The sequence below is a fragment of the Bacteroidota bacterium genome (assembly GCA_016183775.1).
Lineage (GTDB): Bacteria > Bacteroidota > Bacteroidia > JABDFU01 > JABDFU01 > JABDFU01.
In genome coordinates, this window is sequence record JACPDY010000002.1 from 1 (window position 1) to 12155 (window position 12155).

Sequence of the window (12155 nt, forward strand, 5' to 3'; positions counted from 1 at the left end):
CGTTTACAGGTTAAGCACCAACCGTTGTTACCAAACATACAAGCAATTGTGTGTGGGAGTACGAAGATGAAAATTTACGCTCTTAACCTGTTCTTAAAAAATTGAATATCAATGCTTAACTAAATTATATACAGATGAAACTAATCGCAAAAATTATTACAGGGATTATCGCAGTGGCAATTGCTGGCTGCAACATTTACACTGCAACCTATTCCAATTATGACAGGAGTGTGGACTTCACAAAGTATAAAACCTTTGCCTGGCTGCCCGACAGCGGAATAGTCACAAAAAAAGATTCTTTCACAAATACTCCTTATGACAATGACATAATCCGCAACAACACAAAAAATTATATCATTCATTGTTTAGGTGAACGCGGATACCGCGTGCAGGTTGACACCCCGGATGTATTGGTACAGTTGGTCTTGCTCAATGAAAAAAAGGAACGCATCGTTTCGTACAATTATTCTCCTTCCTACTATTATTCATACTATCCCAACTATTATAATCACTATTACTACCCCTATTACTATCCCTATTATGACTATTATACTTATTACGGGTGGGGATTGCGTAGTAGTTATTACGGTTATACTTCTACATACAAAGAAACTTATGTAAAGGGGACGATTATCATTAACATGTTCGACAGGAAATTAAAAAAACTTGTATGGACGGGAAGCGCGGAGGGAGATATTTATGACCCTGCTTATATTATGGAAGAGGTGCATCCTGCTGTGCATAGCATTATGAAAAGTTTCCCCATCGAACCATTGAAGAAACCTAAAAAAGGAAAAGATAAAAATGGTGTAAAAAATGGAAATCTCCTATCGAAAAATCAAAGCAAATGAGCGTATGATTTTAAAAACTCTGCTTTTTTGTCCGGCATTGTTCTGCACATTCATTGCAATGAACCTTTCAGCGCAAACTTCAGCGCAGGTTTACAAAACAGTTGAAGGAAGCGTTGGAATAATCGGGGCATACAAGGGAGAAAAGATTCTGGCTTCGAGCCACCACTTGTTCGCACGAATAAATTATCAAACGGCAGAAATAGAACTCCAGCTCGACCCTCTTACGCTTCGCACCCAAACCGATTTGTTAAACGCCAAATTGCTGAATTCAAATGTCGGACTGGCAACGCTCAAAGGGAAAATGAATATTCCTTATGTAAACACACTCAGCCATCCACCTCATAATTTAAAGTTTGAAGCAGAGTTTCAATTGAACGGTGTTGTCAAAAAAATAATGATAACCGGATTGCTCAAGCATATTTCGAGCGGTGGAAATTATTCCTGTCTTCTTACGCTTGATTTCAAAATTTGTCTGAAGGATTTTGGCGTCACTGTTCCTGGAGGGTACTCGGATGAGATTTCAATTGCTGTTTCACAGGCTGTATTAAAACCGGACAATCAATAATCAACTATGGATATATGTCAATATTTGAATATATAGATAAATGAATGCTTATGAAGCGAAGAAATTTTATACGAGTAGGTGGAATGGCAACTGCTTATACGATGTTTGGAGGGGCTGTTTCATCCTTTATTTCATCATGCAGAAAAACCAATATGATGGATATGCAGGGAGAGCCCGTTACAGTCATAGAAGGAAATTTTGATTCGGTTTTATCCATTCCGCCAGCAGTCGGTAATTCTCCGCAATTAACAGCGCAACAAACTACGCATTCTATTTTTCAGAATAAATATTCTATCGTACTCGGCTACCAAGACAATAGTATTCTCGGCCCTACAATAAAAATAAATTCCGGGGAGACAGTAAATGCACTTCTTCAAAACAATCTTTCCGAGCCCACAAATATTCACTGGCATGGGTTAATGACACCCGCTTCGATGGACGGACATCCCGAAGATGTAATAAGTCCGGGTAGCTCATTCAATTACAATTTCCCTGTGTCGCAGCGGGCTGCAATGCATTGGTATCACCCCCATCCGCATTGTTTCACAGCAAAACAGGCATTCAAAGGACTGGCGGGTGTCTTTATCGTGAATGATACAGAGGAACAGATATTGAATCTTCCTTCAGGCAGTTTTGAAATACCTCTTGTCATCCAGGACAAACGTGTATTTCCTGATTACGCGTTGGATTATTCTCCGAATCAGGGAGAAATCATGTCTGGCTATATGGGGCCGTATGTTACCGTGAATGGTGTTTATTCCCCTTATCTGAACGTGAATAAGCGCAACTACCGGGTAAGAGTTCTGAACGGCTCTAATGCGCGAATTTATAATCTTGCTCTCAGTAACGGTGCTCCTTTCTCAGTGATTGGCTCGGATGGAGGATTGCTTACAACTCCGCAAGCGGTTTCATCTCTTTTACTCGGCCCTGGAGAACGGGCAGATCTGATAATAAATTTCGGAGCATTTTCTGTCGGCACAGATGTTCATCTTATCAACAAAACATTTTCTGGTGGTACAGCACAAGGTATGCAGGAATTCAAAATAATAAAGTTCACCATTTCGCAAAATGATACAGACACATTTGTTCTTCCGGGAACATTATCAGTAATTAATCTTATTCCGGCAACTTCTGCATCGCAAACAAGAGTATTCGAAATCGGAACCATGAACATGAATGGAATGGGAGGACACGGAGGAATAAATATGGGTGGAATGATGCATACGATAAATGGGAAGACATACGACCCGGACAGGATTGATGAAACGGTTCTGGCAGGTGCAACGGAAATATGGGTTTTTGACAATTCCTCTGGCGAAGAGCCGCACCCGATGCATATTCATGGAATACAATTTCAAGTCCTCGACCGCACGGGTGGAAGAAATTCTATTATTGCTACGGAATCAGGCTGGAAGGATACAGTTTTGGTTATGCCGAGAGAAAAGGTGCGGGTGATTATGACTTTTTCTCAGAATAAAGGAAAATATGTTTTGCACTGCCATAATCTTGAGCATGAAGATAACGGCATGATGCTTCAATTCGAAATCGCATAATAAAATAATAACCATGAAAAAAATATTTTTTACTTCCTCAATTATCTGTTTGGCAATTTCAGCCATCGCACAGAAAGAATTTTATTTCGGGCCGTCTTATACGGCAGGAATGTCGACTATCCTTAAATCCAATAATAATATGGATATGAATGGGGGTATGATGAACGGGAACGGAATGAATTCTGATCTGTCGTTTATGCCTGCTTTCGGAACAGGAATCCGCCTTGAGTATTTTCCCGCATGGAAGTGGGGATTGTTCTTTCAGTGCGGATATCAACAGCGCGGAGCAAGGTTTACGAATTACATGGATAATTTTAATCCCCGCTATAAATTTCAGCAATGCGATTTTAATCTTGGAGGACAGCTTCGAACCAAAGGATTGATCAAGAATCACCAGTTGCTTTTACAATTAGGAATAACCCAGCATTATCTGTCCTCCACAAGCCGCATTTACGACACGGGCAGCGATAATATTACGGATGATACGAGGGCCTATGATATGGGCATCTATCTTGGATTAGGCGGTAATATTCCGGTACGGCAAAAGGATTTATTCCAAATCATGGTTTTTGCTAACCAGGGTTTCACAGAGGTTTTTATGGGAAATATGGCTTCCAATAACATGACCGGACGAAACTTGCTTCTTGGGGTGCAATTAAGCTATTTGATCGGAAAAACCTGCGATAAAAAAGAAAACTAATGCCGGATGCCTTCTTTTGTAATTACAAAAGCCTCCGGTGAGCAGGCGGCTGTTCATCAAAAAAACTTATTGCCTCATTAAGCCATTCAGGGGCGGATGAAGCAACGATAAATTCTATCGTAAAAGATGTAAAAGACCGCCTTTATGATGGAATTTCCACTAAGGAGATTTACCATTTCGCTTTTGAACTCCTCAGAAAACATTCCAAGCCTGTTGCTGCCCGGTATAAACTGAAACAGGCTATTCTGGAACTGGGTCCTTCAGGTTATCCGTTCGAGAAATTCATCGCGGAGATTTTAAAACATCAGGGATTTTACACTGAGGTATCGAGAATTGTTAAAGGCCATTGTGTAAATCACGAAATAGACGTAATAGCCGAAAAAGACGAGAAGCACTTTATGGTTGAGTGTAAATACCACAACCATAGGGGTACGATCTGCGATGTCAAAGTTCCCCTTTATATACAAGCCCGATTCAAAGATGTGGAGCAGGAATGGAAAAATCTACCCGGCCACGGCACGAAATTTCATCAGGGCTGGGTAGTGACTAATACGCGATTTTCGGATGACGCGATACAATATGGAACATGTGCCGGATTAAATCTTATCGGCTGGAACTTTCCGCATCAGGCTGGGCTAAAGGATCAGATTGATACTCTGGGATTGTACCCGATCACCTGCCTTACCACTCTCACCAAAAGCGAAAAGCAGCAATTGTTAAAAAAAAAGATCGTATTGTGTAAGGAAATTTGTCGGGACACGAAGCATCTGAGCAATATTGGAATTTCCTCGTCAAGGATTGAATCCATACGTGAAGAAGGCCACCAGCTCTGCCACATACTGATTACTCATGGGAAGCATTAAGCAAAATATATCACCATACGCCACGGAAGCCGGGACAGTGATTTCGGTATTAGAATCAAATGTCGAAACCGGCCTCTCTGCTGATGAAGCGGCCAAGCGGTTAAAGGAGTATGGCGCGAATAAGATAGAAGAGAAAAAAGGGAAAAGTACCTGGTTAATTTTCTTCAGTCAGTTCAAAAGTCCTATTGTGTGGCTGCTCTGTTTTGCAGCGGGCTTATCTGGTTACTTTGGCGAATGGCTGGATGCCATAGCTATTCTCGTTGTAATACTTATCAATGCTTTCATCGGCTTTTACATGGAATATCAGGCCGATCGCTCCATGAATGCCTTGAGGAAATTATCTGCCATTCCTGCAAAAGTTCTTCGCAATAAGACATTGAACGAAATAAATTCAGAAGAAGTTGTACCGGGAGACGTTATTTATATCGAGGCAGGGGATATGATTCCCGCTGATGGAAGAATTTTTTCCGCCACCCAGATGCAGATAGACGAATCAGCATTAACAGGCGAATCTATTCCGGTTGAAAAACAGATCAGTGCAATTCAATCCGACACAACGCTGGCCGAAAGAAGTAATATGCTATATAAGGGCACCTATTCTACAAAAGGCAATGGATACATGGTGGTCACAGCAACAGGAATGGATACTGAACTTGGGAAGATTGCGAAAATGGTGCAATCGGCTGAGCAAGCAGCCACTCCACTCGAAAAAAAACTGGAAGATTTCAGCAGGAAATTGATCTGGATAACAGTGGCATTGGTTATTGTAATTTTTATTACAGGACTGTTGAACGGGCAAAAAGTACTCGAAATACTTGAGACCTCGATAGCACTTGCCGTAGCCGCTATACCGGAAGGATTGCCCATTGTGGCAACAATGGCCCTTGCCCAGGGAATGTTAAAGATGGCAAGGCAGCATGTAATTGTGAAAAAGCTCTCAGCGGTTGAAACATTAGGCGGGACAAATGTAATATGTACGGATAAGACCGGAACGCTGACTCAGAATAAAATAGAAGTTAATCAAGTCATAACGCCCGCTTCTAATTTAGAAGCATCTGAGATTATTAACCGGATTGCCGTTTTATGCAATACTGCTGAACTGCAAAATAACAATGGAACCCTTAAGGAGATCGGAGACCCGCTTGAAACCGGCCTTCTTAAATATGCAGTAAAGAATAATATTAACATACAGGAATCCCGCACCAAATTTCCTAAACTAAAGGAAGAACCTTTTTCTTCTGAAACTAAAATTATGGCTACCCTCCATAAAATCGGAGATAGTTATGGGGTTTACGCGAAAGGTGCTTCCGAAGAGTTACTGCTGTGCTGCTCCCAGATTTTGGATACAGATGGAATTAAAGAATTGGATGCCGGAAAGAAAAAATACTGGTCACAGAAAGCCGAGGAACTTGCCAATTCTGGATTGCGCGTTATCGCAGGCGCTTATAAACAAGCGGCATCACCGGATAAAAAATTATCAGATAACCTGGTATTTGCAGGATTGTATGGAATGATCGATCCTCCGCGGGAGGAAGTGTATCCCGCAATTGCAGAATGCAAATCGGCAGGCATCAATGTGATCATGATTACCGGGGATCACCCCTCCACTGCAAGAAATATTGCCCTGAAACTTGGGATTGCGGATGAAAAAAACACTGATGTAATTTCCGGCAAGACAATGAAAGGCTATGAACAACTCAGCGAGCTGGAGAAAAATAATTGGCTGAACACAAAAGTATTTGCAAGGGTAAGTCCCAAGCAGAAACTTGATCTTATAGCTGTTTTACAGGAAAGAAAAAACATAGTGGGCATGACCGGGGACGGAGTAAACGATGCTCCGGCACTTAAAAAAGCTGACATAGGCATTGCAATGGGATTAAGGGGAACTCAGGTCTCACAGGAAGTGGCGGATATGGTCCTGAAAGATGATTCTTTCACATCCATCGTGGTGGCTATCAAACAAGGCAGAATTATATTTGAGAATATCCGAAAATTCATCGTATTTCTTCTTTCCTGCAACTTGAGCGAGCTGATCGTAATCGCTACCGCCTCCGTATTAAATCTGCATTTTCAGCTTTTCCCGCTCCAGATACTTTTCATTAACCTGATCACGGATGTTTTACCAGCTCTCGCATTGGGAATAACCGAAGGAAGCCCGAACATCATGAAAAGGCCGCCAAGAAATGTAAACGAATCAATTATTGATAAAATGCGATGGAAGGCGATTTTCTTTTACTCAATTGTTATAGGTTCGATGAGCATCGGGGCTGTATTCTTCAGCCATTACACAGTCCATAAATCCGAATTATGGAACCCGGAACTATGCAACAATATTTTATTCTTTACATTGATTTTTTGCCAGCTCCTTCATGTATTTAATATGGGTGGCAGCGGATCCTCTTTTTTTCGTTCGGAGGTATTCAGGAATAAATATGTATGGAGGGCAATTATTGCTTCGCTGATTATTTTACTTGGAGTCTATGCGATTATACCGATCAGAGAAGTGTTGTCTCTTTATGAAATGTCGCTCTATGATTGGATAATTTCTGTAATGGCAGGTATAGGGTCTTTAGTCATCATTCAAACAGGAAAGAAATTTAAAATCGTTCAGCAATGACAAAGAAATTAAAAAAAATTATAATGATCTTGATAGGGACAGGAATATTCACCACCGGGCTTAGTGCACAGGATAGCTTAAGTAAGCCTGTAAAAGGCGACACCGTAAAAGGACGTAAAATAAGATATTACGAGAGAACAATGGAAATAAATGGCTCCCCGGAAGAAGTGTTCGCTTTTATGGATGATATTAAAAATACAGGCATGCATATGACTGAAAGCAGCGGGGCCATGATGGGCGGTAAGCTGCATATTCACTGGCTCACAGATCACCAGACAGGTTTGGGAACGAAATACCGGTGGACAGGCAAAGTGGTTGGAATGAAGATGGATTTTACCGTTGAAGTCAGCAAATGGATAAACGGGAAAGAAAAGGTATGGGGAACGGTTGGCGATGCAAAAATGATTGTGATTGACTGGTTTGAAATGTATCTCGCTATTTCCACTAAATCAAACGGCAAATCGGAGGTACAACTCAGCATTTATTACACAAAGCACAAGGGCTTTTTAGGCTTCCTGCTCGGAAAGAGCTATTCGAAATGGTGCGTAAAAAGTATGCTAAAGGATACCAGAAAACATTTTGAAAAAACTCAGGTTTTGCCCAAGAAAATATGAGTTAAGCCAGCTGATATAATATATTACGCCTATTATGTATTTTTACGCATAATTTGTAAAATACATGGGCAAACTCGATTCCTTGTTCAACACTATGCTGGAACGCTACATGAAGGCAATGGAGCGTGATATAAAGTATCGGCTAAGCCGGGCTAAAGACCGGGAATATGTGTATAACGAGATCAGGAAGGAACTGGACTTCATACTTGACTTGGTTAGAGCAGATGAACACCGGGAGGGATTTGTTGAAGCATTTCTAATCCATTACAGGCGGGGTGAACCGGTAGATAAGATTTTAAAGCTGCTCCGGGACTCTTATGGCGATAAGGAGGATATTCGACCCTTCAAATTACTGGAAGATGGCAAGGAGATCACACTGTATATAAGCGAGGAGGAAAAGAAATTACGTGCGCTTGCCCGGAATGACCGGGAAATGATCCGGTATTTTGTAAGGCACGTGGCTCAGATGGAGCTGAAAAGGCGGCTTCCCGCACTTCTGGAAGAAGTAAAAGCCGGAAGCAAAGTGTCTAAATCGTCTACTGCGTATAAGATACAATGGACTGGTAAAAAAGATAACCGGAATGAATTTGTGCAGTTGATTTATGGAATGCACGAAGCCGGATTTCTCAATAATGGGAAAGGCGAGATCACCAAGATCGTAGAAACCCTGGCTGAAGTATTTGACGTAAAACTCAGCAGTAACTGGCAGAGCAACCTGTCAAAAAGTATACATAACGCTACCTCCAACTACGAGCCGGAGATTTTTGATACAATAAAATCGGCCTATGCTGGATACTGCGCGAAGAAACGAAAGGAGAAGAGACAAAATAGGATGGAGCTTTAATTCATGAATTCATTAGTACACAATATTATTCCCTCAATTCGGATTCTAAAATTAATTAGTAATTCTCAAGATTATGAATTCTGGTTAAAAAAAGAATATCGCAAGCCAGTTGACGCAAAAATATTTCAAGGATATAAATTTTTTATTGAATGTGCGTTCAGCCAGCTTTTTGATCACGTGGCGGGAGAGGATTTTTTTAAGGCACAAGAAGATTTTTTGCTGCAATGTGCCAGTGGACAAAGTAAATTTATCGAAAAACTTCCAAATACGTGTGAGCGCATCATTTTTCTCAAAAACATTTACAACAGTTTCAAGCCCGTTCTAAAATCAAAAAACCTATCAGAGCTTAATAGTAATCTTCAATCTTTTTTAAATGAAATGGAGGTCTTTGAAAAGATTTTTGATGGTTACTTTAAATTTTCCCGTCGAAAAAATATAACAAGAGGGAATGCTATCGGTTTTTTACTGATGGAGAATCTGTATATTCAATTCACCCAGGTCAATAATAACGGACCGGTGGCTTATCATGGAACACTATTGAAGAACTACTGGATTGATGATAATAGACTGGAATTTTGTTTATACGGTTATAAGTATGCCCTTCAATATATCTGGCATAAAATCGTTGGTGAAAAAGTCTACAGAAAAACAAGTCTAAGGCTAATGCATCGTGCTCTTTCCTGGAGGAAATACGTTTATTTAAAACAACCCAAGGGACTTTCTCACATGGAGCAGATTTTAAACCAGCGATTCGACCTGAAGAGACAAACAAGCCTCGATAGTTATTTCTATCGAATCAAACATGAGATAATTACTCCAACTGAAAGAAAATATGACTTTGATATTTTAAGTGCAGAGAACTTTTTCAAGACCAACGACAAGCGGTTTCAAAAGAAAATTTTCAAAAAACTATTGTCTTCAAAAGGAATGGCTGATCCGTATAGCACCTTGAGCATGGAAGAGAAGATTGAAATGCTATTGTATTGGCACCCTCTATTGGTATTTGAGGAAGGAGCGGCAATGCATAATGGAATTCCTGCGTTTATTACCCTTCTTGCGGGAACAATCGCTCTTCGTAAAAATACCAGGACGTTCAGGAAGGTAATTGTTTGCAAGTTTGTTCATCCGTTAGATGAAAAGCGAAATGATTACAGTTATGGGATATTAATTGATTCCAAGGCTGCTGCTGGACACTATTACAATGGATGGCTATTGTATTACGATTGCTGCGGGGATCACTCAGGTTTTTCCGGTTCTGAACAAAAAAGGGCTGAAGAAATAATTCAGAAATACAAACGAAATGGTCGTCTGCAACTGCGGGAGATGTCAGTAGATAAAGGACTATTTAAAAAGTATGTCGCCAAGCATATGTACTCCCCCGATCAGGAGGCATTGACAGCTCAAAAGGTAAGGGAGGTAGAGGAAAGGCTTGAACAGGAATCGAGAAAGAGGAAACTTCTGGATGACGACATTCTTGGCAAAGCAAAAGCCATAATTTTGGAGCAACTTGCTTTTTATATCCACAGCAAAAACTATCATGACAAATACTCGGTTGATTTAAATATTAATAAATCTTCCGGAGAAATTGATGTAATTCTTCATAGCAATAGTGAGGTCAGGATTATTGAGTGCAAGGTTACTCCGGATAATAATAATTTGAAAATTGAAAGGAAGAAGCTTATAAAAAAATTAAAGGTATATAAGCAGAGAAAAAAGCAATACGAGTTTTGGTTCTGGCATCAGCCATCAAAGGAAAACACAAATTGGCTAAAGAAAAACAAAGTGAGATTTACTATTGTGAAAAACGGGTCAAGAGATAATCCTATACTGAAGGGGGTGGACCTGGACAATATAAAACACGTAATGGATTATTTGGTTTAGAGATGAATTTATTTGCCATTCTCCTTTTGTATCCGTTCAATCTGCCCGGCAATTTCATCCAAAATTTTTTCAGTCCATTGTTCCGCTATGCTTTCAATTTCCTGCCTGTCGAGGATTAGGTGATATAATCTTTCCGGTATTATTTTTTCCTGTTGGCCTTTTCCGTAACCGATGGCGTAATAATACAGTTGTGTTGTTATATTTATTTCCTGATTAATATAAAAGGCCTTTGTCCCGGCAGGCTTGAATCCGCCAAGCCGGATTTCGATCCTGAATTCATCAAATGTCTTGTATTTTTTTAGGTGCACCTGTGCCTGCTTGTCGGTTTTATGCCCCTGTCCGCCCGACCAGATTATTATTTCGGTACTCTCGAATTCCTTAAAGATTTTTGAAAGGGAATTTTTAACCGCATCCCGGAGCGGCAGCACGACCTGGTTAAAAATCCGTGCAGAAGTTTTTGGGCTGCGTTTTTCCTTTACCCTGGGTTGCTTGAGTCCCTTAATCAATTCCTTCACACGATCCAGTTTTTGCTCAACGGGTTTCTGAAATTCCTGGACTTCCTTTTCCATTTCCTGCTCCAGTTCCTCTACCGTAGGTAGATCACTTTGCAGGTTTTCAGGAAGAGCCTGCCCCAACGAATACTCGGCAATGCCAATCGGCCTTGAGGAATCGCGCAGGGCGTATTCCACCACGAGCCCGTCTTTTGTTTTGCAGAGAATGAGCCCGATAGATTTTTCGTCATCAACCTGTTTTAAATGTTCATCGGCAAGGCTGAGATAGAATTCCATCTTGCCTTTATATTCAGGCTTGAACTCATCAATCTTCAGGTCTATCACAATATATCTTTTCAGGCGGGTATGATAAAAAAGCAGATCGAGGAAATATTCTTTTTCCCCAGCTGTCAGCCTGTATTGCCTGCCCATGTAGGCGAAGTGCTGGCCGAGTTCAAGCAGGAACTTGGTCAGCTGGCTGGTAAGCGCGTCTTCAAGGTCTCGTTCTTTCGCCTCTTTTCCCAGGTATATGAAATCGAATTTATACGGGTCTTTAAATAACTGCTGCACTAATTCTGACTGGCCGGGCGTTATGGTATTTTTAAAATTGCTGGCGATCTTGCCCTGCCGTTTATGAAGCCCCGCTTCGATCTGGTGCACCATCACGTCCCTACTCCAGCCGTTTTGAATGGTCTCCTGGACGTAAAAAAGCCGTATTTCCGGGTCTTTGATCTTACCAAGCAGGGTGATGTGGTGGTACCAGCTCAATTGTGCAAGCGATGCCTGCACAAATTCGCCTGAGCCGGGCTTATCTAATTGTGCAAGGGACACTTGCACAATTTCAAGTGACTGATTATCAGTATTTTGATGTTTTTTAGGGGAATGCTGAAGGAATTTAGGGTATGCCTCGGCAAAGGACTTCATGTATTTCAGGTTCCTGACCGATAAGCCCTTCATATCCGGGAATTCGGTTTTCAGATCAACCGCCAGGCGGTCAATAATTTTTGCCCCCCATCCTTCCGATTCCTGCTGCTCCGATATAGCCTTGCCGATTTCCCAGTATATCCTGAGCAGTTCCACGTTCACCGAAAGCGTGGCCCTTAGCCGCGCATTCCGGATTTTTTCCTTTAGCTCATTTAAAATACCGATGTAGGAAGAAGGGGTTTTGGATTTCAT

General features: G+C 41.1%; 9 protein-coding genes and 1 pseudogene. 9 read left to right on the forward strand and 1 reads right to left on the reverse strand.

Annotated elements, in window-relative coordinates; translation table 11 throughout:
• The first annotated feature begins 134 nt into the window (after nt 1-134).
• From HYU69_00280 to HYU69_00320, 9 genes and pseudogenes are all read left to right on the forward strand, one after another.
• The gene (locus HYU69_00280) at nt 135-851 is read left to right on the forward strand and encodes a DUF4136 domain-containing protein (GenBank protein ID MBI2268775.1); all 717 of its coding nucleotides are present in this window, start codon (nt 135-137) and stop codon (nt 849-851) included.
• A gap of 4 nt (nt 852-855) precedes the next feature.
• A complete protein-coding gene (locus HYU69_00285; protein ID MBI2268776.1) occupies nt 856-1416 on the forward strand; it encodes a hypothetical protein in 561 nt (186 codons plus the stop codon).
• A 50-nt stretch (nt 1417-1466) separates the two neighbouring features.
• Entirely contained in the window at nt 1467-2969 is a 1503-nt protein-coding gene (locus tag HYU69_00290) for a multicopper oxidase domain-containing protein (GenBank protein ID MBI2268777.1), read from the forward strand.
• Between the two features lie 13 nt (nt 2970-2982).
• Entirely contained in the window at nt 2983-3669 is a 687-nt protein-coding gene (locus tag HYU69_00295; protein MBI2268778.1) for a hypothetical protein, read from the forward strand.
• Between the two features lie 6 nt (nt 3670-3675).
• Nucleotides 3676-4532 (forward strand): annotated as a pseudogene (locus HYU69_00300) (restriction endonuclease).
• Nucleotides 4519-7149 carry a cation-translocating P-type ATPase gene (locus tag HYU69_00305; protein ID MBI2268779.1) on the forward strand — a complete coding sequence of 877 codons (2631 nt, stop codon included), beginning with the start codon at nt 4519-4521 and terminating at the stop codon, nt 7147-7149. The pseudogene HYU69_00300 and the gene HYU69_00305 overlap by 14 nt, the downstream one beginning before the upstream one ends.
• Complete coding sequence (locus tag HYU69_00310) at nt 7146-7763, forward strand: SRPBCC family protein (protein MBI2268780.1); 618 nt, start codon at nt 7146-7148, stop codon at nt 7761-7763. The genes HYU69_00305 and HYU69_00310 overlap by 4 nt, the downstream gene beginning before the upstream one ends.
• Before the next feature lie 64 nt (nt 7764-7827).
• Nucleotides 7828-8607, forward strand: a complete 780-nt coding sequence (locus HYU69_00315; GenBank protein MBI2268781.1) for an RteC domain-containing protein — start codon at nt 7828-7830, stop codon at nt 8605-8607.
• Between the two features lie 3 nt (nt 8608-8610).
• On the forward strand, nt 8611-10488 hold the full coding sequence (locus HYU69_00320) for a hypothetical protein (protein MBI2268782.1): 1878 nt from the start codon (nt 8611-8613) through the stop codon (nt 10486-10488).
• Nucleotides 10489-10496: 8 nt separating this feature from the next.
• On the opposite strand, the gene HYU69_00325 is transcribed toward HYU69_00320, so the two are convergent.
• The gene (locus HYU69_00325) at nt 10497-12155 is read right to left on the reverse strand and encodes a DUF1016 domain-containing protein (protein ID MBI2268783.1); all 1659 of its coding nucleotides are present in this window, start codon (nt 12153-12155) and stop codon (nt 10497-10499) included.

Excerpts from the sequence above, each read along its gene's own strand:
- HYU69_00305 (MBI2268779.1), top strand. The coding sequence starts at position 4,519 with ATGGGAAGCATTAAGCAAAATATATCACCATACGCCACGGAAGCCGGG.
- HYU69_00280 (MBI2268775.1), top strand. The coding sequence starts at position 135 with ATGAAACTAATCGCAAAAATTATTACAGGGATTATCGCAGTGGCAATT.
- HYU69_00290 (MBI2268777.1), top strand. The coding sequence starts at position 1,467 with ATGAAGCGAAGAAATTTTATACGAGTAGGTGGAATGGCAACTGCTTAT.
- HYU69_00320 (MBI2268782.1), top strand. The coding sequence starts at position 8,611 with ATGAATTCATTAGTACACAATATTATTCCCTCAATTCGGATTCTAAAA.
- HYU69_00285 (MBI2268776.1), top strand. The coding sequence starts at position 856 with ATGATTTTAAAAACTCTGCTTTTTTGTCCGGCATTGTTCTGCACATTC.
- HYU69_00315 (MBI2268781.1), top strand. The coding sequence starts at position 7,828 with ATGGGCAAACTCGATTCCTTGTTCAACACTATGCTGGAACGCTACATG.
- HYU69_00310 (MBI2268780.1), top strand. The coding sequence starts at position 7,146 with ATGACAAAGAAATTAAAAAAAATTATAATGATCTTGATAGGGACAGGA.
- HYU69_00295 (MBI2268778.1), top strand. The coding sequence starts at position 2,983 with ATGAAAAAAATATTTTTTACTTCCTCAATTATCTGTTTGGCAATTTCA.
- HYU69_00325 (MBI2268783.1), bottom strand. The coding sequence starts at position 12,155 with ATGAAATCCAAAACCCCTTCTTCCTACATCGGTATTTTAAATGAGCTA.